The 25769-nt window shown below is 47.6% G+C and carries 25 protein-coding genes and 1 pseudogene; 2 read left to right on the top strand and 24 right to left on the bottom strand.

Features of this window, described 5'->3' with window-relative positions:
- Nucleotides 1-92 precede the first annotated feature (92 nt).
- From FYJ45_RS21380 to FYJ45_RS21360, 6 genes are all read right to left on the bottom strand, one after another.
- Nucleotides 93-1052 (bottom strand): ABC transporter permease, encoded by a 960-nt coding sequence (locus tag FYJ45_RS21380; protein WP_321170282.1) that lies wholly within the window; start codon nucleotides 1050-1052, stop codon nucleotides 93-95.
- A gap of 20 nt (nucleotides 1053-1072) precedes the next feature.
- Nucleotides 1073-1918 carry an ABC transporter ATP-binding protein gene (locus FYJ45_RS21375; protein WP_154467151.1) on the bottom strand — a complete coding sequence of 282 codons (846 nt, stop codon included), beginning with the start codon at nucleotides 1916-1918 and terminating at the stop codon, nucleotides 1073-1075.
- Nucleotides 1915-2067 (bottom strand): hypothetical protein, encoded by a 153-nt coding sequence (locus FYJ45_RS29775; RefSeq protein ID WP_195841927.1) that lies wholly within the window; start codon nucleotides 2065-2067, stop codon nucleotides 1915-1917. Before FYJ45_RS29775 ends, FYJ45_RS21375 begins: the two co-directional genes overlap by 4 nt.
- A 136-nt stretch (nucleotides 2068-2203) precedes the next feature.
- Entirely contained in the window at nucleotides 2204-3298 is a 1095-nt protein-coding gene (locus FYJ45_RS21370) for a HAMP domain-containing sensor histidine kinase (RefSeq protein WP_154467150.1), read from the bottom strand.
- The gene (locus tag FYJ45_RS21365; protein ID WP_154467149.1) at nucleotides 3295-3960 is read right to left on the bottom strand and encodes a response regulator transcription factor; all 666 of its coding nucleotides are present in this window, start codon (nucleotides 3958-3960) and stop codon (nucleotides 3295-3297) included. The genes FYJ45_RS21370 and FYJ45_RS21365 overlap by 4 nt, the downstream gene beginning before the upstream one ends.
- Before the next feature lie 509 nt (nucleotides 3961-4469).
- Complete coding sequence (locus FYJ45_RS21360) at nucleotides 4470-4760, bottom strand: hypothetical protein (RefSeq protein ID WP_154467148.1); 291 nt, start codon at nucleotides 4758-4760, stop codon at nucleotides 4470-4472.
- A 114-nt stretch (nucleotides 4761-4874) separates the two neighbouring features.
- Between FYJ45_RS21360 and FYJ45_RS21355 the strand changes: the two genes are divergently transcribed.
- Nucleotides 4875-6164: an MFS transporter gene (locus FYJ45_RS21355; protein WP_154467147.1), complete on the top strand. Its 1290-nt coding sequence runs from the start codon at nucleotides 4875-4877 to the stop codon at nucleotides 6162-6164.
- 38 nt (nucleotides 6165-6202) lie between these two features.
- On the top strand, nucleotides 6203-6442 hold the full coding sequence (locus tag FYJ45_RS21350; RefSeq protein ID WP_025491270.1) for a hypothetical protein: 240 nt from the start codon (nucleotides 6203-6205) through the stop codon (nucleotides 6440-6442).
- Nucleotides 6443-6585: 143 nt separating this feature from the next.
- Here FYJ45_RS21350 and FYJ45_RS21345 read toward each other — a convergent pair whose 3' ends face one another.
- From FYJ45_RS21345 to purB, 18 genes and pseudogenes are all read right to left on the bottom strand, one after another.
- Entirely contained in the window at nucleotides 6586-7197 is a 612-nt protein-coding gene (locus FYJ45_RS21345) for an HAD family hydrolase (protein ID WP_154467146.1), read from the bottom strand.
- A 116-nt stretch (nucleotides 7198-7313) separates the two neighbouring features.
- Nucleotides 7314-8606, bottom strand: coding sequence for an adenylosuccinate synthase (locus FYJ45_RS21340; RefSeq protein ID WP_154467145.1), 1293 nt, complete (start codon nucleotides 8604-8606; stop codon nucleotides 7314-7316).
- Nucleotides 8607-8836: 230 nt separating this feature from the next.
- Nucleotides 8837-9991 (bottom strand): substrate-binding domain-containing protein, encoded by a 1155-nt coding sequence (locus tag FYJ45_RS21335; protein WP_154467144.1) that lies wholly within the window; start codon nucleotides 9989-9991, stop codon nucleotides 8837-8839.
- 143 nt (nucleotides 9992-10134) lie between these two features.
- Entirely contained in the window at nucleotides 10135-11154 is a 1020-nt protein-coding gene (locus FYJ45_RS21330) for an ABC transporter permease (protein ID WP_154467143.1), read from the bottom strand.
- 15 nt (nucleotides 11155-11169) lie between these two features.
- On the bottom strand, nucleotides 11170-12663 hold the full coding sequence (locus tag FYJ45_RS21325; protein ID WP_276892589.1) for a sugar ABC transporter ATP-binding protein: 1494 nt from the start codon (nucleotides 12661-12663) through the stop codon (nucleotides 11170-11172).
- Nucleotides 12664-12888: 225 nt separating this feature from the next.
- Nucleotides 12889-13869 carry a substrate-binding domain-containing protein gene (locus FYJ45_RS21320; protein WP_025491266.1) on the bottom strand — a complete coding sequence of 327 codons (981 nt, stop codon included), beginning with the start codon at nucleotides 13867-13869 and terminating at the stop codon, nucleotides 12889-12891.
- Nucleotides 13856-15661 (bottom strand): cache domain-containing sensor histidine kinase, encoded by a 1806-nt coding sequence (locus FYJ45_RS21315; RefSeq protein ID WP_154467141.1) that lies wholly within the window; start codon nucleotides 15659-15661, stop codon nucleotides 13856-13858. Before FYJ45_RS21315 ends, FYJ45_RS21320 begins: the two co-directional genes overlap by 14 nt.
- Entirely contained in the window at nucleotides 15661-17280 is a 1620-nt protein-coding gene (locus FYJ45_RS21310) for a response regulator (RefSeq protein WP_154467140.1), read from the bottom strand. The genes FYJ45_RS21315 and FYJ45_RS21310 overlap by 1 nt, the downstream gene beginning before the upstream one ends.
- Nucleotides 17255-17395 carry a hypothetical protein gene (locus FYJ45_RS21305; protein ID WP_154467139.1) on the bottom strand — a complete coding sequence of 47 codons (141 nt, stop codon included), beginning with the start codon at nucleotides 17393-17395 and terminating at the stop codon, nucleotides 17255-17257. The genes FYJ45_RS21310 and FYJ45_RS21305 overlap by 26 nt, the downstream gene beginning before the upstream one ends.
- Nucleotides 17396-17522: 127 nt before the next feature.
- On the bottom strand, nucleotides 17523-18641 hold the full coding sequence (locus tag FYJ45_RS21300; RefSeq protein ID WP_021637308.1) for a type II toxin-antitoxin system HipA family toxin: 1119 nt from the start codon (nucleotides 18639-18641) through the stop codon (nucleotides 17523-17525).
- Complete coding sequence (locus tag FYJ45_RS21295) at nucleotides 18631-18957, bottom strand: helix-turn-helix domain-containing protein (protein WP_235930935.1); 327 nt, start codon at nucleotides 18955-18957, stop codon at nucleotides 18631-18633. The genes FYJ45_RS21300 and FYJ45_RS21295 overlap by 11 nt, the downstream gene beginning before the upstream one ends.
- A 167-nt stretch (nucleotides 18958-19124) precedes the next feature.
- Entirely contained in the window at nucleotides 19125-19574 is a 450-nt protein-coding gene (locus tag FYJ45_RS21290; protein WP_154467138.1) for a DUF3021 family protein, read from the bottom strand.
- Nucleotides 19567-19722, bottom strand: a pseudogene (locus FYJ45_RS21285) (LytTR family DNA-binding domain-containing protein); the annotation flags it as partial. The gene FYJ45_RS21290 and the pseudogene FYJ45_RS21285, both read right to left, overlap by 8 nt.
- Nucleotides 19723-19853: 131 nt before the next feature.
- On the bottom strand, nucleotides 19854-20246 hold the full coding sequence (locus tag FYJ45_RS21280) for a hypothetical protein (protein ID WP_154467136.1): 393 nt from the start codon (nucleotides 20244-20246) through the stop codon (nucleotides 19854-19856).
- 23 nt (nucleotides 20247-20269) lie between these two features.
- Nucleotides 20270-21025, bottom strand: a complete 756-nt coding sequence (locus FYJ45_RS21275; protein WP_195841924.1) for an alpha/beta hydrolase — start codon at nucleotides 21023-21025, stop codon at nucleotides 20270-20272.
- 46 nt (nucleotides 21026-21071) lie between these two features.
- Nucleotides 21072-22625: an arginine--tRNA ligase gene (gene argS / locus FYJ45_RS21270; RefSeq protein WP_235930934.1), complete on the bottom strand. Its 1554-nt coding sequence runs from the start codon at nucleotides 22623-22625 to the stop codon at nucleotides 21072-21074.
- A 486-nt stretch (nucleotides 22626-23111) separates the two neighbouring features.
- Nucleotides 23112-23927, bottom strand: coding sequence for a class I SAM-dependent methyltransferase (locus tag FYJ45_RS21265; protein ID WP_154467134.1), 816 nt, complete (start codon nucleotides 23925-23927; stop codon nucleotides 23112-23114).
- A gap of 322 nt (nucleotides 23928-24249) precedes the next feature.
- The gene (gene purB, locus FYJ45_RS21260; protein ID WP_195841923.1) at nucleotides 24250-25689 is read right to left on the bottom strand and encodes an adenylosuccinate lyase; all 1440 of its coding nucleotides are present in this window, start codon (nucleotides 25687-25689) and stop codon (nucleotides 24250-24252) included.
- Nucleotides 25690-25769 lie beyond the last annotated feature (80 nt).

Here is a 25769-nt window from a genome sequence, read left to right as displayed (position 1 = left end):
AGGCTACGAATGCCTAAAGGGTGTGGATAAAAACATGAAAAGGGCGTAGCGATGTGGAAAATAAATATTTAAGTATAAAAGTATCGAGAGGATTATTTACAACCTGCCAGCGCCTTTCGGCGCTGCAGGAATAACGCTATCATTGTCAGTCCGCAAATTGTATAATAAATGCCATTTGCAGCCGATACACCCCAATACGCATTTTTCATTGCCATAAACAGAGGATACACGGGGTGATACTTTATCCAATCCCAGGCAATCCCCGTCTGTCCCGCAAGAAATACGGGAGTTGTAATGAAAACCGCCAAAACAAGATACAGTAAAGAAAATTGCCTGAAACCGGGCAGCAGCATCGCGCAAAAAAACCCTGCCAATGCCATAAACATGGACAAAATACCCGTTTGTAGTAAAACGTGCGGCAACACGGACAGCCCCACCGGAATGCCTAAATTTATGACGGTCAAAAGTGTTGCAAATACAAGGTCGGACAGCAGAAACAGACCTAACTTCGAGACGATAAACGCCGTTTTACTCACAGGCAGCACCCCGTGGACGCGAATAAGCCCCATTTGTTTTTCTTTGAACAGCAGGGAAGCAAGTCCTAAGAAGCCGACCGCCGTTAATTCAAAAAACAGAAATTCACAAGTGATTTCCCTGCGGTTTTTCATTTCCTTATTATCCTGTCCTATTATCTCTGCCGCAGTATGCAATTTGGGGGACAACAAAAAGTTTGCATATGCGGCACGGTATCTGTCCGTACTGTCTATGCCAGATGAAACCATAATAATTTCCGGCGTTCCATTTGAAGCGTCAATGCCGACGGCATAGCCGTCCCTGCTTTCTGCCTGCAATTTCTCTATACTGTCAACTTCTGTTATTTCAGCGGACGCTGTACTTTGCGTATGGAGCGGATCATAGAGATACACCGGATATATGTTCTGATCCAAGTTTATATAGACAAAATTAATGTAACACGAATATAGAATGAGGGAGCCAAGCGCAAGCAGGAAAAACCTGCCTGATAACATCAGTTTAAAGTCCTTTTTCAGCAAAACAAGAAACCCTCTCCACATTATGTCAACCCCCTCCCTGTGTACTGGATAAACATATCTTCAAGCGTCGGTTCTTTGGAGTGAATACTGATGATCTCGTCATACGGGAACGGAATACCCGCCTTCAGCTCTGGCATTTCAATGACTGTTGTACCGTGCTTTCCCTGATATACATAATTAATTTCGACTTGATGATTGCTGTTTTCTTCTTTTAACTTTTTCGGCTTGTCGATTGCCTTTATTTCACCGTCAGCGATAAAAGCTACCCTGTCACAAAGCAAATCCGCATCCATCATGTTATGAGTAGTCAGGAAAACCGTTGTGCCTTTTTTTCGTTCTTCCTCAATGATTCCCCGGAACAGTACCGCGCCCTGCGGGTCAAGTCCGCTTGTCGGTTCATCTAAAAACAAAAGCTGCGGATTGTTCAGTAACGCCCGTGCCATGCTAACACGCTGCCGCATTCCTTTGGAGCAGGAAGATACAGGCTTTTTTAAGAAGTCCTTTTTAAACTCCAACAGCTCAAACAGTTCATTTATGTCGCGCCGGCTGTCTGCTGGATAAAATGAAGCAAAATAGTGCAGATTGTCGAGTACGCTTAAATTCGTGTAGAGATATGGAAATTCAAACAGCACACCGATTTTCTCCCGAAAGTTCTTTTGCTGATCCCCCAAAGTCTTACCGAAAAGGCGGACATTTCCCCCATATCCTTGTAGAATGCCCGTCAAAATTTTCTGTGTGGTAGACTTTCCGGAACCATTCGGGCCTAAAAATCCGAATATCTCACCGTCAGCTACGGAAAAGGTCAACCCATGCAGGGTTTGTTTTTGTTTCTGGTATGAGAAAGTTAAATTTTCAACCTCAATCATTCTTCATCACCCCATTTATCTTTTTGTTTATCTTTTTGTTCTTTCTGGCGTTTGCTCCACCAATTCATAAATTTAACTTTGAATGGAAGAGAGATTGCCGCCAGCAAGATAATAATCAGCCACCAATACCATTCCAATCCTAAAAACATATCCTTTTCCTCCTATCTGTTTTAATAAGGTCAGTCTATGAAAATGCGGTGAAATCGAAGTGTGGCGGCTGTGAAATCGGTGTGAAATAAAAATGCCCTGCTTCATTTAAGAGCAAGGCGTTTCCTCGTTTCGGTTTTATGCAATTAGGGAGAAATCAAAATAAAATTCAACACCGTTTGGTTTGTTATCAACACCATAGTCCGTTTCACACATGGACAGGATTTGAGCGACGATAGAAAGGCCAAGGCCGGAGCTGTTAAAGGTGTTATTTTGTGAGGACTTTCCGCGGTAAAATTTCTCCCAAATCATTGGAATATCCTGCGGCGGTATCTGTTCCCCTTGATTGAAGATTGAAAACCGCAATTTACTTTCCCTCCGGATAACAGATAAATGAATTTCACCGCTATCACAAACATGGTTTTTTGCGTTTTGTATTAAGTTATTAAGGACTTGCTCCATGCGGTACTTATCGGCATAAATAAAGGCTTTTTCGTCCGGCAGTTCATAAGTAAAACGGTAATTTGCATTTGGTGTGTCTATCAGTAAACGTCCGGCGACAGTTTCGGCCAGCTCTATAAAGTCAAAGCGTTCCTCTGACAGCTTTGCGGCCCCCGCTTCCAATGCAGACAAATCAAGCAGGGAAACAATCATAGTATTCATGCGGTCTGTTGCAGATAAGATAACATCCATGTAATGCTGTTTTTTCTGTTCATCGGTTTCCTCTTTCAGCCCCTCAACATATGCGCGGATAACGCCAAGCGGCGTTTTCATTTCATGGGATAAGCTGTCAACCAATTCTTTTCTCTGCGTCAATAGTAAATGCTGCTTCGTTGCTTCTTTTTCAAGCTGCTTATTGGCCGCTTCCAGTTTTTCAAGAGCTACCCCCAGATTAGAAAACATTGTATTCAGGTTTTGTGAAAGCTCTCCAAATTCATCCTCCGCGTGAATATTGCAATGCGCTGAAAAATCTAACTTTGCCATTTGCCTCGCCGTGCGGTTGATTTCATCGATCGGCTTTGAAATAAAACGCCCCAGCATAGCGTCCACGCCGACGATAACCGCCACCAATAGCCCAAACCAAATAACAAAGGCTATTCTTCGATTGGTTGGTAATTCCGATGTGAAAACATAAAAAAAGACGATAATGCCGCCCACTAATTTTGAAAGCAGCAGCACTTTTTTCCGAACCGTATTCAATCCAAACCACGCATTTATCTTTTTCATCATCATACCTCGAACTTGTAGCCGGAACGTATCAACGTTACGATATGATGCCCCTGCGCACCAAGCTTTTGCCGCAGAGTCTTGATGTGTGTATCCACTGTCCGGGTATTTCCCCCGAAATCATATCCCCAAATACGGTTTAACAGTTGTTCGCGGGAAAACACTTGATTTTTATTCTGCATGAAAAAACGCAATAGTTCAAACTCCTTATAGGTTAAATCAATATCGTCGCCCGCTGCAATAACGCTGTGTGAAGCCGTTGCTAAAGTCAGATCGCCGACAGTTAAGGTTTCCTGGGTATTTTCAGACGAGGAACGGCGTAGTAAGGCATTGACCTTTGCTAACAGCACCTTGGGGCTAAACGGCTTTGTCATATAATCATCGGCGCCGTAATCATAGCCCTTTAACTTGTCATCCTCCCCCTCTTTTGCCGTAAGAAAAATGATAGGGAAATTATACATTTCTCTCGCTATCTTACAGACAGAAAAGCCGTCCAGGTGCGGCATCATAATATCTAAAATCGCCACATCCACGGGATTGTTTTTCAAAATCGTAACAGCGTCAATGCCGTCGTCTGCCGTAATGCAGGAATGGCCGCCACGCTTCATGTACTCCACAATAATATCCTGCATATTTTTTTCATCTTCTGCAATCAAAATAGTAGCCATACAAATTTACTCCTTTCCTCTGAAAGATCCATTTCATCGCCCGTCAGCGGGTCTTTCCGCGTCTTTTGGTATCAGGCATATATGGCTGATACGCTCAATAACCGGTATTCTGTTATCCTCGCAGAGCTTCTGTACGCGTCGTTCTGAAATACCCCATTTTATCGCAGCTTCCGGAGCAGTTGTATAATCCATATACTAATTGTCATTTCTGTTTTATATCGGTATAAATCTTGTAATTATACGAAATTATTTTTTTATTTTCTGTGTATATTATTTCAATGCGGGGACATACTGTTAATATCATCGGAACCCCCTCCTTTGATGATTCATAAACCAGGCGGCTCTGCCGCCGGTTTATGATTACGCAAGATAAATAATTACTTATCCTCCCATTGCGGGGAGGATTCCTCCCCTAGTTCAAAGTTCCTCCTGCAGCAGCAGTGCTGTAGGGGGGACTTTGCTTTTCCGCCGCAAAAATTCACACAGTCTTCCCTTATTATCATCTGTTCTTAACTCCATAGAATACCTCCCCAAAAATTCTTTTCCACTTCCCTATCCCTCAATATTACACTTTGTTCTTTACCATATACCTTTCCCCCACTTCTATTCCACTCCCGCTTACCGCATACCACTTCTTCATATTTTATAATAAAACCAAAGTATCGCAAGTGCAACACATACAAAAGCCAGACATCAAAGAACAATTTGTAACAGTTCAAACAGGACTGCGCATTTACTGCGCAGGCCAGCGCTTCGCGCTGACCATAAGAAAGCGATCCAGGAATGCTGAAATCCATCACAAAAGGCCCTGGCCCTCCACACGAAAACATTGCTCTTTTTGTTGTATTGATATATCATAGGAGTAGAGCGTCCCACACACAGGGACCGCAAACTTGCAAAGTGAGGTATCACCTATGAAGCTTAACACAAAACGGACCCTTCTGGTCGGTCTGGCCTTTCTGTCGATCAGCGCCTTCTGGCAGCTCTATGACAGCATCATCCCGCTGATTCTGAAAAACACCTTCCACATCAGCGACACCATTTCCGGCGGAATTATGGCGATTGACAATGTCCTGGCTCTTTTTATGCTTCCGTTTTTCGGAAGCCTGTCCGATAAGGTACATACGAAGCTGGGCAGACGTACGCCCTTTATCCTCTGCGGTACTGCGGCGGCGGTAATTGCCATGCTTTTCCTGCCCTTTGCGGATAATATCGGTTCCCTGGCCCTTTTTGTTGCGGCATTGTGCGTTACGCTGATTGCCATGGGCAGCTACCGTTCCCCTGCCGTTTCCCTGATGCCCGACGTTACGCCCAAGCCGCTGCGCTCCAAGGCAAATGCCATCATCAACCTGATGGGCGCGGTTGGCGGCGTGATTTCCCTGATCCTGATTTCCACGCTGGTACCGAAAACCGGCAAGCCCAATTACCTCCCCATTTTCCTGATCGTTGCGCTGGTAATGGTTGCCGCGGTGCTGCTCCTCTTGTGGAAAATAAAGGAAAATCCACTGCGTGAGGAACGTGAGAAAATCGACCGTGATCTGGATATTGCAGAGGGTACGGTGGAAGAAACGCAAACCGCCAATGCCCCCATGCCTCCTGAAGTAAAAAGGAGCCTGATACTCATCCTGATTTCCGTTTCCTTCTGGTTCATGGGCTACAATGCGGTAACTACCGCTTTTTCCAAATATGCGCAGATTTACTGGGGAATCCAGGGCGGCGGCTTTGCCAACTGCCTGCTGGTTGCCACAATTGCAGCCATCTGCTCCTATATCCCTGTGGGAGCCATTGCTTCCCGCATAGGGCGTAAAAAAACGATTCTGGGCGGTATAGTGCTGCTTGCCTCCATGTTTGCCCTGGGTGCGACCGTAAAGGAATACCATGTATGGATTAACGGCCTGTTCGCCCTGGTGGGCGTGGCCTGGGCGGCCATCAATGTCAATTCCTATCCGATGGTGGTAGAAATGAGCAAGGGCAGCGATATCGGTAAATTCACCGGATTTTACTATACCTTTTCCATGGCGGCGCAGATCGTCACCCCTATTCTTTCCGGATTCCTGCTTCAGCATGTAGGCTATCATACTTTGTTCCCTTATGCCGCGCTTTTCGTTACGGCAGCCTTCTTCACCATGCTTTTTGTAAAACATGGCGACAGCAAGCCGATTCCGAAAAAAAGCAAGCTGGAAGCATTCGATGTAGATGATTAAAAAGCCATTGACGCAGATGATTAAGGAGATAAATGGAAATGGATAAAAAGAAGAAAACACCAAAGCAGATTGCGGCCCTTGTATGCGTGGGTCTGCTGCTCCTGCTTTATCTGGCAACGCTGGTGGTTGCATGCCTGAACTTCCCGGGCGCCGACCGCCTGTTCCAGGCCTGCCTGGTGGCAACGGTCGGGCTTCCCATCCTTTTGTGGATATATATCTGGCTGTTCGGCAAGATTAAGGAACGCAGGCAGGGTCAGGATAATTCCAACGGAAAATAAATACTTAAAAAAGAAAGCCAGGCCGCTATCCCATACCGCCTGGCTTTCCTTTTTGTTTTCGGGCAGAGCCTTTCCGCTCCGCCCGTTATTACTGCTTTTTCCTGATACCTGTAAATCTCCTGACGAATCTATTTTACCGCAAATCAGTATATGCTGTCTACACCCAGCTGCAAAAGTTCCTCCTGCGCCTGCTTCAGGTTCCGGAAAAGGATGGTATGTATGCCCAGTCCGGCTGCCGTATCCAGATTGGACTGTATATCATCCAGGAACACACACTCTTCCGCTTTCAGGCCATACCTGCCAAGCAGAAGCCTGTAAATCGCCGGATCAGGCTTGATAACTCCGTCCCGGTAGGAAAGGATGCCGCCGTCCACATATTCCAGGAAATCCATGGCATCCTCGTTGTCCCGTTTCACCTTATCGGAAAAATTGGAGAGGACAAGCACCTGATACCCTGCGCTTTTCAGCTTCTGAATCCAGGGGATCGCATAATCAGCCCTTGTTACAATGCCGTGAAGGCTGACAAAAATCTGGCGTATCTCCTTTTCCACGGTAGGATCATTGTTTATGAACCCGGCCAGCATTTCGTCATCGCTTAAAAAACCCCTGTCAAACTCATGCCAGAACGGATTGTCCACCGTTGCCTTTCCCACCCTTTCCTCCGTTTCCGGCGGGAAACCGAAGCTGTGGATAAAATTTTTCCAGCCGAAAACCGTCAGCACATTGCCTATGTCAAAAATAACCGTACGAATCATTCGCGTCCCTCTCTGCCTTATCTTCCCTGCGTAACAAATCCAGCAGCCTGCGCGCGGCTGGTTTCATGATAAAACACCTTGTATTACTCCAGCTTCTGCAGCATCCGTTTTTCCTTTTATCTGCAAAGAGCGCTCTGTCTGTAAATAATATCCTCTCTGCCGGGGCCGTTGCTCACCATAGTAATGGGATAGCCGATATGCGCTTCCACGAACTCAATATATTTTCTGCAGTTTTCAGGCAGATCCCCATATTTTCTGATGCCCCGGATATCGCATTTCCAGCCGGGCAGCGTTTCCAGGACGGGCTTTGCTTTTTCCAGCTTCCAGGTAACCGGGAAGTCCTCCGTCACCGTGCCGTCCACCTCATATCCTGTGCACACCGGAATCTCATCCAGATAGCCCAGCACGTCAAGAACGGTAAAGGCCACGTCCGTAGTTCCCTGGAGACGGCAGCCATATCTGGAGGCCACACAGTCAAACCAGCCCATCCGGCGGGGACGTCCTGTGGTGGCGCCGTATTCTCCGCCGTCGCCGCCCCTGCGTCTGAGTTCCTCCGCTTCCTCCCCGAAAATTTCGGATACAAACGCGCCGGCGCCCACTGCGGAGGAATAAGCCTTGCATACGGTAACCACCTGCCTGATTTCATAGGGCGGAATACCTGCGCCGATGGCGCCGTAGGCGGCCAGTGTGGAGGATGAGGTTACCATGGGGTAAATTCCGTGATCAGGATCCTTCAGCGTTCCCAGCTGTCCCTCCAAGAGGATATTTTTCCCTTCTTTAATGGCTTTGTCCAGATAAGCGGAGGTATCGCATACGAAGGGAGCGATCATGTCCCTGTATTCCTGCAGGGTTGCATACAGCTCCTCCACATCCAGCAGAGGCTTGTGGTAAAGATGTTCCAGAAGCACATTTTTCGTTTCGCATACACTGGCCAGTTTTGCTTTCAGGCCTTCCTCATCAAACAGCTCGCATACCTGGAAGCCGATTTTCGCATATTTGTCGGAATAAAAAGGGGCAATGCCCGACTTGGTTGAGCCGAAGGATTTTCCGCCCAGCCTTTCTTCCTCATATTGATCAAAAAGAATATGGTAAGGCATTACAATCTGCGCCCTGTCGGAAACAAGGATATTCGGCATGGGTACGTTTCTGTCCGTAATGGAATGTATTTCATTGATAAATACCGGAATGTTCAACGCAACGCCGTTTCCGATAATGCTCGTCGTATGTCTGTAGAAAACACCGGACGGAAGGGTGTGAAGCGCAAATTTGCCATAGTCATTAACAATAGTGTGTCCTGCGTTCGCACCGCCCTGGAAGCGGATGATAATGTCTGCTTCCCTGGCCAGCATATCCGTGATTTTACCTTTTCCTTCGTCGCCCCAGTTAGCGCCTACCACTGCTTTTACCATTTCTTATTCCTCCTGTTTCAAATCTGCGTCCCTGAAAGGACATCTGCCTGCCGCAGATTGGCAAAAGTGCCGCTCCACAACAAAAAAAGCGGGCTTTCACAAAACCATTTTTGTAAAAAACCCGCTTTCTGCGTCTTTTACTTTATGATTATATATTATTATTAACCATAAGTAAAATCAATATTTATTATATTAGAAATAAGTACAGCTTATAGATTTACCTTTTTAAATCAGTCATAAAGGTTGGGAGCGACCTTGGGATCGTCCATGTTTTCAGCAGTATACCACTGGCATCCTGTATCAACATCACTTACAGGCTCGCCCTTGATGGCCTTTACACACAGCTCAACGGTTTTATAGCCAATCTGAAGAGGATCCTGGGTAACTGCGCCTGCCAGCTTGCCTTCTCTGACTGCTGTTTTAATCAGCACGCCGGAGTCAAATGCAACGCCGACCACTTCCTTGCCCAGTTTGCCGATGTTTGCGTCACCGTTAATCAGACCTTCGCCTGAGAACTGGTTGGAGCCATAGATGCAGATGGTGTCAGGCTTGTTTAACAGGTTCTGAGCGTCAACGGAAGAAAGGTCTGCACTTACGGATGCGGGAACCGCTACGTCGATGATAACATCTGCGCCGTCAACCTTGTTTGCCCATTTGTCATGGCCTTCTACGGAAACGGTCTTGCCGTCTGCTTCCAGAAGGAATTTCATCTTATCAACGAAGCCGGTGCCACGCTGTACGATGGATTCGGAGTTAGCTTCCTGGTTCATAACGCCGATTCTTACGGTGCCGGTTGCGGATGCAACCTTGTCTTTGATCAGCTTGTAGGTTTCATCAGCAGCCAGTTCGCCTGCTTTATAGTTATCGGTCGCTGCGTTGGCAACGATAGCGCCTTCGGGAGCGCCGGGTACGCCGGAGTCAAAGCCGATAATCGGAATGCCTGCTTTCTGGATTTCCTTAATCGTATCCAGGCATGCTTCTGTGTCAAGAGCTGCCAGGCCGATTGCGGGCGGATTGTTGTTGAATGCGTTGTTCAGCATCTGTACCTGCTGCGCGATATCGGATTCGGTATCGGGTCCCTGGAAATCAATTTCCACGCCGTATTCCGCAGCAGCTTCATTTGCCCCCTGGAGCACTGCCTGCCAGAACTGATGCTGGAAGCCCTTGGATACCAGATAGATCTTCCCCGTAATTTCTGTAGAGGCCTGCGCCGTATCTGCCGCTGCTTCTGAAGAAGCAGGCTCTGCAGGCGCTTCTGCTTTTGTCTCCGCGGGCGCCGGTGTGGACGCTGCAGGAGCCGTTGTGGAAGCATTGCTTCCGCAGCCTGCCAGCATGCTCGCTACCATAGCCGCACCCAATGCGATACTGAGTAATTTCTTTTTCATGTAAAACCCTCCTTTAAAATTTGAAATACCCCCGGCTCTTCTTCCGCCGGTTTTGTAATCAAAAACCTTCATATCGTTCCTTTTTTGATATGACAGGCATTACAAACATTTTCTGTAACTGTCTGAAAACTTCCTGTTTCTGCTCAGACTTTTTTCTTTTTCTGTCTGTTCATAACATCCATGAATACCGCGAACACCAGGACTACGCCGGTAACCGCCTGCTGCCAGTTGCTCTGCAGCCCCACAAAGGGAAGTCCGGTTTTCAGCACGGACATGATAAACACACCGATCAGGGTACCGGAAATGGTTCCGTAGCCGCCGCTCATGGAAGTGCCGCCGATTACCACGCCTGCGATGGCATCCAGTTCGAAACCGCCGCCCCCTCCGGGAAGGATGGTGGAATAAATGGAGGCATAGGCCAGGCCTGCCAGGCCAGCCAGCGTGCCGCTGATGATATAGGCAAGCGTTCTCCATTTTGCAATGTTAACGCCGGATAGCCTTGTTGCTTCACTGTTGCTGCCCAATGCCACGATATAACGGCCGGGCCGGGTCTTATTGAGCAGGATGGAAGCCAGGATGGCGATAACAATCAGGAGAATAAAACCGGTGGGAATCAAAATACCGTTCTGGTTGATTTTGAAGATATTGCGGAACCAGCCTTCCGCCTGGCTGGACTGCGGCCAGGTAACGCTCTGCGCCTTGGTAAAAATGGAACCGAGGCCTTTGGAAAGCATCATGGAACCCAGCGTTGCGATAAAGGGAGGCAGATGCATGTAGGACACCATCAGGCCGTTCAGAAGCCCGAACAGGGCGCCGATGAGGATACATACCAAAAGCCCCAGGGCCACAGGCAGATGATACTTGGTGATCAGCTGTCCGGAAATCAATGCGGAACAGGTGAGCACGGTTCCAATGGAAAGATCAATGCCGTCCGAGGTGATGGCGAAGGTTACGCCGATTGCCATCAGACCGATATAATAAGAGGCATCAAAGATGTTGACCAGTGTTGCATAGGACCGGAATGCCGGATTGATAAACCCGAATACCAGGTACAGGATAATCAGGGCCAGTAAGGCGATCAGCCTCTGCGTCCCAATGGATTTTGTAAATTTCGCAAGGGGATTTCTCTTTACGGCCCCTCCCGTATTCGTTATTTTCGCCATGTTTTTCCTCCCTCTTTACATGCCTACCGTAGCGGCCTGCATGATTACTTCCTGTGAGGCCTTCTCTATCGGAATTTCCGCTGTTTTTCTTCCCTCGCACATAACCAGGACCCTGTCGCTCATGCGCAGGATTTCCGGCAGTTCGGAAGAAATCATGATAATGGACTTTCCTGAGGCAGCCAGTTCGTTCATCAGATGATAAATCTCGCTTTTGGCCCCCACGTCGATACCTCTGGTCGGTTCATCGAAAATCAGGATATCACAGTCCCTTACCAGCCACTTGGCGATAACCACTTTCTGCTGGTTCCCGCCGGAAAGGCTGAGCGTGGGCGTGGTGACTGTGGGTGTCTTGGTATTCAGACGCTCCACATAGTCCTGTGCCGTGCTTTCCTCGTCCTTCTTATCTATAAACAAACCCCTCACAAATTTTTCCAGAGAGGCCATTGTGGTGTTTTCCGCAATGGTTTTATCCAAAACCACGCCGTAACGCTTTCTGTCCTCCGACAGGTAACCGATTCCTGCCTTCACTGCGTCCTGCGGGCTGTTGATTTCCACTTTTTTGCCGTTGACGTATATATCGCCGCCCTGCTTCTTATCCGCGCCGAAAATAACCCGGGCGGTCTCCGTCCTTCCCGCTCCCATCAGTCCTGAAAATCCCAGAATTTCTCCCTTTCTCAGTTCAAAACTGATATCCTGCACCATTTTCCCGGCCTGCAGATGTTCCACCTTCAGTACCACCGGCGCATTGTCCGGGACATTGCTTACGGACTTTGGTTCCTCATAAATCGTCCGCCCCACCATCATATTGATGATATCGTCCTTGGTACAGTCCTTGCTTATCAGGGTTCCCACATACTCCCCGTCACGCATGACAGTGACTCTGTCGGTAATGATCTTGATTTCATCCATACGATGGGATATGTAAATAATGCCGATTCCTTTTTCCCTTAAATCCCTGATGATTTTAAACAGCTCATTGATTTCCAAATCCGTCAGCGCCGCCGTAGGCTCATCAAATACCAGAACCTTTACCTCTTTGGAAATTGCCTTGGCGATTTCACACATCTGCTGTTTTCCTACGGTCAGATCACCCATCACCTGGGAAGGATCGATACTGATATTCAGCTTTTCAAACAGCTTCGCCGCCTCCTCATTCATCCGCTTGTCGTCTATGATTTTACCCTTCATATACTCCCGGCCGATGAATATGTTCTGAGCCACGGTCAGCTGCTGCATCATATTCAGCTCCTGATGCACAATAGCGATTCCCGCATCCTGGGCCTCCCGTGGATGCGTGAACTCCACTTCCTTCCCTTCATATATAATCTGCCCGCTGTCCTTGGAATAGATCCCGGTCAGAATTTTCATAAGCGTGGACTTGCCTGCCCCGTTTTCACCCATCAGGGCATGTACCTCGCCCCTGCGGACTTCCAGGCTGACTTTTTTCAGAGCATGAACGCCCGGAAAGGATTTATCGATATCCTTCATCGTCAGAATAACTTCCCCCACTTTTTCACCTTCCATCCCTTCTCATTAATTACTGCTTTCTTTCTCATCACTCAAGCCTATGTTTATAGTATAGTGGCATCTTCCCCAACACTAAATGTAATTTCTTACAAAAAAAGGGTAAAAATTTACTGTTCTGTAAATTTTTACCCTTTTTACACCACAAAAGCCACAAAAAAGTTCAATTTATTTGTTGATTCTTGCAACCGCTTTCATATTTTTCCCCCTCTATTCTCCTTTAAAAGGGAAAAGCATTTCCTGGTTTTCGTCCAGGTACATGTTGTCACGGGTTATCAGTACGGAACCGGAATCGATTTCCCTGGGCACTTTTTCACCGTTCAGCACCTTCACGGCGGTTTCCACACCCAGATAACCCATTTTGAATGGATTTTGGATCACCATGCCCTGGAAAATTCCAGCCTCCAGCATTTTGATTTCTTCCAGGGAGCTGTCAAAGCCCACAAAACTGATTTCTCCTGCCAGGCCTTTGTCCACGATGGCGCGGGCGGCACCGACGGCGGAGTATTCATTCAGCCCCACCACCACGTCTACATCCGGATGCTTTTCCAGGACGCCCAGCATAAGCTGATAGGCCTTGTCATAGTTCGAATCACAGAAAACCACATCCGCAATTTTCCCCTGCTCCTCTCCCAACCCTTCCCGCAGGCCTTTTTCCCGTTCGATGGCCGTGGAAGAGTTTTTTACATGGGCGATTACGGCGATTTGGGAATCCGGTTTGAGGATCTCCCGAACATAAGAGCCCTGCAGCTGCCCCGCTTTGATATTGTCTGTGGAAATGATGCATTCTTCCACGTCCTCATTGATTTCCGAGTCAAGAAGGAGCAGGCGTATGCCGCTGTCCACAATCTTGCGGGCCAGCGGAGTGGTTTCCGTATAGCTGGCCGGCGTCAGGACAATAGCGTCCGGATGCTCTGAAATCGCCTGTTCGATCAGAATGTTCTGCATTTCATAATCGTCCTCAGCCTCCGGCGCACGGACGGACAGTTCCACGCCGTATTCCTGCGCCGCCGCTTTTGTCCCATCTATCAGCTGGGTCCAGAAATCGCTGTCGTCAATGATCTTGGAAATAAAAATAATGGAGTACGGCTCTTTTTTGGGTTCCTTGCGCATAAACGCCAGAAGCAAAACCACCGATACCGCCAGCAGAAGAAATATGGCCGACAGAAGTTTTTTCTTATTTATCTTCATTTGTTTCCTGCGCCTCCTCTTCCACAAACGGGATTTTTATCGTGGCTGCCGTTCCCTCGCCGGGGATGCTTTTGTAAAAAATCCCATATTCCATACCGTAATAAAGCTGGAGCCGCATCTGTACGTTGCAGATTCCTATCCCTGATTTTTCTTCCCCATTCTTTGCATCAAAGATATGATCCAGCACTTCCTGCTCCATCCCCCTGCCGTTATCATATACGGTAAGGTAAATACAGCCATCCCGGTAGGTTCCGGTTATTTTTATCAGACCCTTTCCTTCCTTATATTTGATTCCGTGATAAATAGCATTTTCCACCACCGGCTGCAGCACCAGCTTGATGATCTGCTGGTTCATTATCCCCTCATCCACATCGATTTCGAATTCCATCTTGTCCTGGTAACGCATTTTCTGGATGGTCAGGTAGCTTGCGGCATAATCCACCTCACGCCTGATGGAAACAAGCTCGTCCTCATTGCTGATGCTCTGCCGCAGCAGCCTGGCCAGGGATGAGGTCATAAGCACTACCTCACTGTTCCTGCCGCCCTCCGCCATCCAGATGATGGAATCCAGCGTATTGTACAGAAAATGGGGATTGATCTGCGACTGCAGCGCCTTCAGCTCACTCAGGCGCTTCTGTTCCTGTTCGTAGATGTTCTGCTCCATCAGCTGCTGTATTTTGTATATCATTACATTGAAGGATTTTCCCAGGCCGGCGATTTCGTTATTTCCCTCCGTCTCTACCTGCGTCCCCTCAAAATTACCGCGCTCCACCTCTTTCATGGAATTTTTCAGCCGTTCCAGCGGACGCGTAATCGCTGAGGAGAATACCACGCACAGCAGCACGGTTACCACCAGAAATCCTGCTGTGATCATAACATACAGCCGCTGTGCCTCGGAGCGCCCCTTCATAAGCTCCGCCATATCCGTTACGCCCACAATGCTCCAGCCGGTTTTCCCCGATATGGAAATGGTATAGAGCTTGCCGCCCGTCCCTTCTTTTTTCAGGAAATAACCATCCTCGCATTCCAGCACTTCATCCACCATTTCTGTTTTCAGGGAGCTGTAGATAAGCTTCTGCTTGGGATGGTAAATGATTTTGCCGTCAGGATCAATAATATAAATATAATCAGATCCGATGTTATTGCGCTCACACAGGTCTTCCAGCGCCTTATAGTTCAAATCGATGAAAAAAACGCCCACCGTTTCCCCCGTATCTGGGTTCTCGATTCCGCGGCTCATGGTAATTACCCATTTATAATTATCCTTAATCACATTCTGCACATGGGAGGAGGTGAGCCAGGTCCCGCCCTTGTCCCTCACCTTGCCGTACCAGTCCACACTGTACAGGGGAATATTCACATTAAGGACATCGTTTCCATCATTGATGATTCCTTTATCCTCTTCGGAAACCACGGCAATATTGGAAATGTCCTTCCGTGTTTCCAGTACCGTGGAAAACTGGGTCACAATCCTCCGGTACAGGTTGGGATCTCCCGCAGATTTTTTATCCAGCAGGTAGTTCTGCACATCGCTGCTGTGAGCCACCATGGAGGATATGTTTTCCATATAATCAATGTAGGAATCAATGTCCCTGGTCACCTGCCCGGTCAGGCGGGTGGTATAATCTATGGAATTATTTAATATCGTCCGTTCCGTATAGTTCAGGGATATAATGTAAAAAAAAGTGAGCGTTGCCACTATCAAAACGGAAAACACCGCCAGCATGGTGGTTCTGATGCTGGAAAAGGGCAGCTTTATCCGGCGGCCCCCCGCTTTCTCCTGCCGTTTCATCACATCCCCCTCTTTTCCCTGGCGTACTCTGTTGGTGATTTTCCCGTAGCCTTTTTAAAGGCGGCGCTGAAATAATGAGGATCTGAAAAACCTACCTTTTCAGCGATTTCATAATTTTTCAGAGCGGTGTTTTCCAGCAGCTCTCTCGCCTTCTGCATCCGTATGCCGGTAAGCGCCTCCATGAAGGTTTCCCCTGTGACGCTTTTAAAAATGGCGCTGAAACGGCTGGTACTGATATTCAGATAAGAGCATATCGAATTCAGCCCCAGTTCGTTTTCCCCATAATGTTTTTCTATGTAATCCATGGCAAGGAGCGCATATTTCTTCCCGCCGTCATTTTTCCCCGTATCCAGCATTTCCGCCGCTTTCCGGTAGTAGCCCTCCATCACGGAAAGCGCCTGTTCCAGGCTTACGGCGCTCATCATCCCTTCCAGCGCCCGCTCTTTTTCCCAGACGATGTCCTGCTCCTCCAGCTGAAAGGAACGCAGAAGCTCCGGAACCGCATCCAGCAGCTGCTGCAGATACATGTGAACCCTTTCTTTCGTCCAGCCGGCTGTGCGGATGCCTTTTTTCATTTTTTCCATAATTCGGGAAACAGATTGGGTATCGCTGTGCTTGACGGCATCCAGAATTTCTTCCGCCGCCAGCTCCGTTTCCGTCTGTTCCCCCGTATGCTGACGGATATCCTCCATCACAAACAGGGACTCCTCCTCGAAAATATAGCGGCACTGAAGCGCTGCCAGCGCATCTTCATAGGAATGGAACAGAGCCTGACGTTCTCTGATACAGCCGCCGATTCCGATATTGGTCTTCATTCCCAGGATTTCCTTCAGCCGTCCGTTGATCTCCTCCGCAATGGCCCGGCTTTCCCGGCAGAACTCCACCGGCTTATTGCTCTCCAGCAGGAGGACCGTGCGGTACTCCTTCCCCTGGAACACCTCTCCCGCGCCGTATTTTTCCACAATTTCCTGTGATACATTGTATACGACAAAGGCGATAAGGGCGCGTTCCTGTTTCTTCTTATCATCCAGGCTGTGCACATCCCTGTAGTCCTCTATCTCTATCACTGCGACCCGGAAAGCATTCCCCCAGAGGGTTATTCCCAATTCCTCCAGCTCCCTGTCATTTTCCTCCCGTGTCTTGTCTCCCATGACAAGGCTCATGAGCACATCGGAGCGCACAAGGAGGTGGTTTTTGTGATAGGTGGTGCTCATCCTGCCGATAAGCTCTTCATTTTTCCTGCGTTCGTCTATTTTTTCACCGATTTGAATCAGCACTCCGGACAGCTCAGAAGCGGTGACCGGCTTGAGCAGATATTCGGACACCTGATATTTCAGGGCCTGCTTGGCATATTCGAATTCATCATAACCGCTGAAAATGATGATCTTAATCTGCGGATATTCATGATAAAGGAATTCGCTCAGCTGGAGGCCGTCCATATATGGCATACAAATATCAGTCAGAACCACATCCACCTCATTGCCCTGCACATAGTCCCTTGCCTCCCTGCCGTCGGCGCAGACAGCAACCAGCTCATATCCCAGCTTTTTCCACGGGATATTGGCGCTTATTCCTTCTCTTGTTAAAATCTCATCATCCACCACAATCGCTTTTATCATAGTTCCTCCGGTATTCCGTCAGACTTCCAAGTCCGCCCCATACGGACTTTTTGCCTGTCTTTTCTTTATCATACCGGAAAAATATGGAAGTGTCTATGAAATGTTCTTTTTTCATCTTTCCATCTGAATCAAAGACCTCGCTGCAGAGCAGCGGGGTCTTTGACCCTCGCGGCAGTCGCCAAATATCCATGCAAGCATGGCTACTTGGCTCGTTGCTCGCAGGAATAAAAGCATTTATTGACTCACAACCACTTTTTTAATCTGCAGTAAACCTTTTCCTCAATCTCTTCTGCTATAGCTCTGGCTTTATAAGGATCAAGCTTTATATCCTCAGCAACAGCCAGCAAATCCTTTATTCCCGGATTTTCCCCATTTCCATTCACTGTTGTTGCATGTTCTCCGCCAATAGAATTACTGTATGTCAAGTCATATGCTGGTGATAGAACCCATTTTTTCTGACTTTCATCATAAAGGAATGAAAAATTTTTGGAATGGTCATCTCTGTTATGCGCAAAAACATTAAAACACATAAGACGATAAAGCTGCTCCAGCTGGCTATAATCATTCGTCAATTTCAAAGTAAGCTGCATCAGAATATTATAATCCAAATTAGGAATTCTATGAGATGTTTCAAGCAATGCGCTGACAGAAACCATATGAATCCTCTTTCCCCCATTTCTGTCAAATCTTTTAGTTGCGAAGTAACCCTGACAAAGCTTACTTGGCATCAACCGGGTCTCCTCCATCCTGATGCCGCATTCTTTTGCGCAAAGAGAATACTCATATTCCTGTACCCCTATGTTTCCCTTATCATAGGAAGACGCAAACTTCACTATCCATTCTTCTCCATCAATAATATAATTTACCTTGGGTCTTGCCCCGCCGGAAGAACCGCCTAATTGAAAAAGCTCATCAAGATTTTCACTATCATTCGATTTCATAATAGCCTCGCAGCCTTTGGCCAGGTCATCCAAAGATACGTCCTTATCATCGGAGACCAGCTTATTTTCAGGGTAATAAGTTAATGCTCCCATACCGGAGGATCCCACTATTGCCAAGCGGTTCAATGCATCTACCTTTACAGGATTCATACCTTCTTTTCGCAGCATCCTGTCCACCAGCAATCTTCCCCAACCATCCGGGAGGCTGTCTGCAAACACGCCAAAGGTTCCTTCAAACGGATCAAATCCTTTGGGAGTAAAAACCCCGGACTGAAGCGGCAGAGAGACCGGGCTGACCGAAAATCCGTTTCGCAGCCAATCCGCATCGTACTCAAAGGCTGTGAGCTTATCTTTTGTAACCGCAAGCGTCCCTACTTTTCGCTTATCCATAAATACAGACAACATTTTATTATCGTTCATTTAAGACCTCCTCAATGGACGCGTAGCCTTTTTTTGTAAACAGCCCGTCAAAGTCGTTTTCATACCCCAATGCAAATGCAATTTTTATGAGCGAAGATAATGATATCTCTCCGGTACGTTCAAAACGTTTTATGGATCCCAAACTCACATCCGAATATTTCGCCAGCTGTACCTGTGTTATTTTTTTCTCCTTTCTCCTTCTGCTCATACGGCCTGCAATATCTTTACTTATTTCTCCTGGTGATCTCAAAAAATCAAAGTTATTCATAGCTAATATTTTAACCTTTTTTGTGGTTTTAATCAATAAAAGATTCATATATTAGTCTTTTTTATTATTGTTCTGTTTCTGTTCACTCCGAAAACCAGTAACTGCATAAATCCAGTAAAAATTGCCTGCAGCAATGGGATTTATGCACTCTTGAATCACTTTCTTACATACTGTGCAGTAAATGCACAGTACTGAGTGAACAATAACATTCATCATCAGCCGCGGGATGTATCTGCGGCCGGTTCCCGGTCCTGGAACCGCTTCAGCTGGGCATTCAGCTTTTTGACCTTTTTATCCGCCGCAAGCCAAAGGATGCCCTCCGCAGCCAGGCAGACAGCCAAAACCATTATCATAAAGGGTAAAAGCGTACTGAAATCCGTCCCTTCCAGGAAAAATACGATGCCAACCATTATCGCTTCTATCAAAATAAGCTGTATGATTTTGCGGAGAAGCATCTGCTTCACTGTAAGCTCTTTTCTGCTGTAGAGCACGGCTGAGGGCAGAATCCCCAGAAAACCGTAGAACACCGGGAACAGAAGAGCCTCATAGCCAAACCTGGTATCCGGGGCATAGATCATCCCCATAAAGGCCATCCCCAGGTTTATGCAGGTTACCACGACAAAAAAACTGATAAACACTTGTCCTATAAATTCCTTTTTACTCATTTTGCAGCCTCGCTTTCAACGCATTTACATATTTTCTGGAAATAATGATGTCCTCGCCGTTCGTCAGCCTTGCGGAGAGCCGCCCGTTCAGGCCGGGGCGCAGGTACGAAACCCGCATCAGGTTCACCACCGCCGTTCTGGAGCAGCGGAAGAATCTGTTCCGCCTACGGTACGGTTATGCGTGGCTGCGACTGCATGTGGGCCTCAAGCGGGCCAGGGATCGTAGGCATGCCGGAAGGCTGCCGGAGGAGTGCCGGAGGGCTGTGCCGTTTCTGGTTTCTAGTACGTTTCCTGTAGAGAAAGCGTTCCCTGTCCCTTCAGATAATAATCAAAATAATCTCTGATAATACCATTCATCGTCACCAGGCATTCCCTCGCATCCCTCTTTCCGGTCCCAAGCAGCGCTGCCAGCGGCGGGGAAAAAAGAGGAAGATCCGTAAAATTCATATGCCCGGCATCGGTAAACTGAATCTCTCTTCCATCCTTTGCCAGTGACAAAATTACATGATTCACATATTGATCGCCGTATCTCTGCCCCTGCTCATAATGTTCGGAGGTATCGATGCATAAAAGGGGAACCGGGTAAGGCTCCGTGTTCATCTGGTATTTTCCGTCCGCAAAGCCGGTTTCCTCGCCCAGCATAGTCCCGTCCAGATCGATAACGGCCCGCACCTGCGGCCGTTCCCGTCCAGCCGTCACCGCAGCCGAAGCCAGGATCTGGTCACCCGAAAGTTTTCTTCTTCCGGCATGCCGTCTCCATTTATTCTGGAAATATCACTCATAAACTGCTTATCCACAATAATCACTTCCCCATCGTCCAGCTCTGAAAAAATTGCATGATATGGATGCTCCACACTGCATACCACATATCCGTTGGAGGCAAGCTCGGTATAGGCCGAATAATTGCTCATCCTGTACCCGAAGGCGCCATGGGAAAACACGATCAGCGGGAAGTTTTCCCCTTCCCCGGAAACAGGATACCAAAACTGCACCGCCACCCGCCTGGACGAACCGTCGGAGCAGAATTCCTCCTCCCTCGCATCATCCGTCCAGGTAAAGCTTACCGTCTCGTAAGCGTAGCCGCCGGTTACGGGCAAAGGTATCATAGGCGGGAACAACAGGGCCGGTATCATGCAGAGGAACAAAAGCAATAGATGAACAGGAAGGGCCGACGGATGGTATTTTGCCGCCTTTCTTCTTTTGCCGTCCTTCTTTTTTCCCTCAGAAAAAAGGAAGTAAGCAGATATAAGGCTGCACACAAGATAAATGCCAGGAAACAGCCAGGCTGTATCAAGGGGCAGCCCTCCAAATATGACAAGCAGCAGAAAAAACAGGATTTCTGCGGTAATAAAACCCATTTGAACCACCGGTATGCGCTTCCTTTTGCCAAAAAAGATGCCTTCCTTTACCAACTCCGCTATAAATAAAATCGCCAGAAAAAAATAACTCATGCCCACTCCTTCATTGCCGTTTCCTGTCCGGCCGACCGACTGATTTTTAATGTCTGCTGTCAGTATAGGGCAGGAAAAGCGTATCCGCAATGCGCAGGGAAGCGGAATGCAGAAATGGAGCGTGAAATGCATATTCATATTTTAAGTTGGAAGGCGCCGCTTTGTAAATTACATAACATCCACTGTTTCTATTGCCAATGTATCCAGATGTTTTAGCAGCATCCCCTTTGTAATGACGCATAGTGCCAGCCAGGAGGCTTTTTTTCTTTTCATCTTTCTCGCTTATTATATGGTTTTCATGGTAAAATTTCGAAAAGGCCGCTGCTATCTGGTAAGCATTTTCACAGACAATATTGGGGGCTTTCTCATGAAAGGCGTTTATAAAAGCGCTGCCGCTGAGTGCAATTTTTAACAATAATTCTCTTTCACTTTCTGAATAAACTCCCTGCAGCTTTACCTTTCCGCAGTTAAGGCCGGTTTTCCTGATGATTGAATTGATACGGGCAGCCGTATATAGAAGATAGACGCCTGTTTTGCCCTCCGATGCCATAAATTTATCCGTATCAAAAACGTAGTCCTTGGAATAGTGGTTAATTAAGTCACCGAATTTCACCGCGGCTATCCCTATTTTCTCCGCTGCGGCTTTTTTGTCCGCCTCCGCTATATTATCTGATGATTTTAATTTTTCATAGGAACAGGCTGTTACCGAATCCAGCAGCTCTGACAGCTGCATTACTCCGCCGTCCCTGGTTTTAAACGGCTTGCCGTCTTTTCCGTTTACCGTTCCAAAACACAGATGGGCAAGCTCCGTGCTTTCTGGTATCAGCGCTGCCTTCCGGGCGACACGGAATACCTGGGTAAAGTGTAAATTCTGCCTGAAATCTACGACATACCATATTTTATCCGGTCTGAAATCCTTTTCCCGCTGTATAATCGCTGCAATATCTGTCGTCACGTATCCTTCCGAGCCGTTGGATTTCACAATAATCGCAGGAGGGACCGGCGTTTTGTCATTCTCCTTTGCAACCTCCACGACCTGTGCGCCTTCGCTTTTTACAAGCAGGTTCCGGTCCGTTAACAGCTGCAGCAGCTGAGGCACATATTTACTGGAATCACTTTCCCCATACCAGTAATCAAAGGAAACGTCCAGTCTTTGAAAGGTTTTTCTGATTTCCTTTACAGATACCTCAACCATGTTACACCAAATTTTTGTATAATGCGTATCTCCTTTTTGAAGCCGGGCTGTTATCGTTCTTGCTTTTTCAAGAAAGACCTCATTTGTTTTACTTTTCCGGCTCGCGGCCGGATAGATTTCATTTAATAAATCCGCTGTAAGCGTGGGCAATGTATCTGCGTATCTTTCCTCCAGCTCTGCAAGGACCAGCCCCATCGGAAGGCCCCAATCCCCCAGATGGACATCCCCAACCGCTTTCCTGCCGGTCGCTGTAATGATTCTTTTTAAGGCTTCCCCGATGATGGCTGAACGCAGGTGGCCGACATGAAGCGGTTTGGCAACATTGGGATTTCCGTAATCAAGCACTATGGTTTCCTCTGCTTCCGCCTGAGGGATCCCCTTAAATTTCGCACTTTGAAAATGCATTCATAAATACTGCTGATAACAGCTCCGTTAATAATTTCATACTTGCTCCCTTCTTTGCATCAGAGCATATTTGAAAAATGCTCCTGCACTTTCGAATACTTCTGCAGCCCGCCGGGACGGTACCGGGTTTCTTTCGGCAGAAAAACTGCATTGCATCAGATATTTAGTTTTCAATTGCAGTCACCAAACGGCAAGAGAACCTTTGCTTCTCTGCGAGTTCATCTATTTGGCTCGTTGCCCGCGGAAATAAAAAAACACTGACAGGCTGTGTGTGCCCGACAGTGCTTTGAAAATAAATATAATTCAACTCACTTTCTATAGGCACACAGCAAATTAAGCCTGTACCTATAAAGATACAAGCCTCATCGTCTGCGTCGAATGGAAAGTGAGAATAATTGACTCATAATTCGCTCCTTTGAAAGTTATAATGTCTATTTATAGCATGAATTATCAAGTATTGCAATTACTTTTTTATACTTAAGTTTTTTATTCACGTTTTGTACCGGAAGCCGTGGCCCTTTTTCGCAGAATATCCAGCGTATGGTGGCTTGCCCCTATCAGATCCTGCCTTTCACAGACCGCCAGATGGTATTTCATATAGATAGCAAATTGTTCATCGTTCATATTGTCTATGACAGGGCGCATATATCCGGTTGCGCCGTCAGTGGCTGTCAGGCAGATCCGTTCCACCTGTACAGATTGGTTCAGTTCCGCAATATCCTCTGTCCGCACCAGTGCAAACAGATCCTCCGGCTGCACGGTAAAATGGAAATCCTCCGTCAGCTTTCCTTTCTCCAGGCAGTCGTAAATGGTTCCCCGGGCAAACAGTTCTCCCACCACAGTTGGCTCATTCATGCAGTAGGCGATATACAGAATCCCGTTTTCACGGATTACCCGTGCGGCTTCCTCCAGTGCTTTCTTCCTTTCATCCTGCGTATAAAGATGATACATCGGCCCGAGAAGAAGGGTTATGTCAAACGTATTCTCCTGATAGCGGGACAAATCCAGGGCATCTCCCTGTACTGCCTGAAGTCTCATGCCATCCTCCGTTTTTGACCGCAGGATATTAAGGTTGTGTTCCAGAAGTTCCACCGCATCTACCCGGAAGCCTTCTTTCGCCAATGCAAGGGAATAGCGCCCGGTTCCGGCTCCCACCTCTAAAATACGCATTCCCCGTTCCAGAAATTTATGGATGTATTTCATTGTCGTCAGATATTCCACCAGGCCGTGCTTTGCAGCAGACAGACGGGCATCTTCCCGGTAACTGCCGTAGTACTGCTTCAGGTAACCATTTTTATCCATATATTATCGCTCCCATTTTGTATGTAATTATAATGGAACTGCGCATGTAAGTCTTTATATATAATGACAATTCTGCACTGCGTTGTCTGTCAGTCAAATAAATCTTTAAGATCTGCCGCCACCGGTTCTACAGCTCTTTTTCCTGCCTGTTTATTTTCTTTCTTACGTTCCGATTTCCATTTCCGTTCCTCATACATATCCCGGATCCAGACTTTAACCGGGGCTTTCCACATTTCCTTTTTATTCCAAAGAAGGCTCTGCCGCCGCAGAGCCTCTTCTTATCTTATCTTATCTTATCTTATCCTTATCCTGTAAACCGCTATTACACATTAATTTCCGCTTTCACGCCCAGCAGTTCTTTATTTTCCTCAAGCACAGGCCCGATTACATCCTTCAGGAAGCTTTCCACCTGTGCCGGGGCACAGCCAATATATTTGGAAGGGTCCATGGTTTCGGTCAGTTCTTCAGCGGTAGTCATAAACATGGGTTCCTGTGCGATGAGCTCCAGCAGGTTATTGTCTTTGCCCTCCGCTTTCACCCGCCTGCCGGCTTCCATGGACAGTTCCCGGATTTTTTCATGCAGCTCCTGGCGGTCGCCGCCTTTTTTCACCGCATCCATCATAATATTTTCCGTTGCCATAAAAGGCAGTTCGCTCATAAGCCGTTTTTCAATGACCTTCGGATATACCACCAGGCCGTCCACCACATTCAAGCACAGATCCAGGATGCCGTCCACAGCCAGGAAGCCTTCCGGCACGCTCAGCCGCTTGTTGGCGGAATCATCCAGGGTACGTTCAAACCACTGGGTTGCAGAGGTAATCGCCGGATTGAGCGCATCCGCAATCACATAGCGGGAAAGGGACGCAATCCGTTCACTACGCATGGGATTTCTCTTATAAGCCATGGCCGAGGAACCTATCTGGTTCTTCTCGAAAGGTTCCTCCACTTCCTTCAGATGCTGGAGAAGCCGGATGTCATTGGACATCTTGGTGGCGCTTGCCGCGATTCCCGCCAGCACGTTGAGCACTCTTGTATCTATTTTACGGGAATAGGTCTGCCCGGATACCGGATAGCAGGCCTGAAAGCCCATTTTTTCCGCAATCATGGGATCGAGCGCATTTACCTTGTCCATATCGCCGTCAAACAGCTCCAGGAAAGAGGCCTGTGTTCCCGTAGTTCCCTTGGAGCCAAGCAGCTTCATAGTGGAAAGCACATAATCCAGATCCTCCAGATCCAGGTAAAATTCCTGCATCCACAGGGTTGCGCGCTTGCCTACCGTTGTGGGCTGGGCCGGCTGGAAATGGGTGAATGCCAGGGTGGGCAGATCCTTATATTTTCCGGCAAAGGAAGCAAGCTCCGCCAGCACGTTCACAAGCTTCTTTTTCACCAGCTTCAGCGCTTCCGTCATCACAATGATATCCGTGTTGTCACCCACATAGCAGGAGGTGGCCCCCAGATGGATAATCCCCTTCGCCTTCGGGCACTGCACGCCGTAAGCATAAACATGGCTCATAACATCATGGCGCACCTCTTTTTCCCTTGCTTGGGCAACCTCATAGTTGATATCCTCCGCATGGGCCTTTAATTCTGCGATCTGCTCCTCCGTAATGGGAAGGCCCAGCTCCTTCTCCGTCTCCGCCAGGGCGATCCACAGCCTTCTCCAGGTGCGGAATTTCATATCCGGGGAAAAAATGTACTGCATTTCCCTGCTCGCATAACGCTCCGAAAGCGGGCTTACATATCTGTCCATATTATCACTCATAAACGGCAACTCCTTTATACTTAGATTGTTCCGTCAGGACAGCCTGTCCTGAAACCTTCTGCTTTTCATTTACTGAACAA

It is taken from the genome of Eisenbergiella porci, assembly GCF_009696275.1.
GTDB classification, from domain to species: Bacteria; Bacillota; Clostridia; order Lachnospirales; family Lachnospiraceae; genus Eisenbergiella; species Eisenbergiella porci.
Note: the sequence above shows the minus strand (reverse complement) of the source record. Positions and strands in the feature narration are given on the sequence as shown.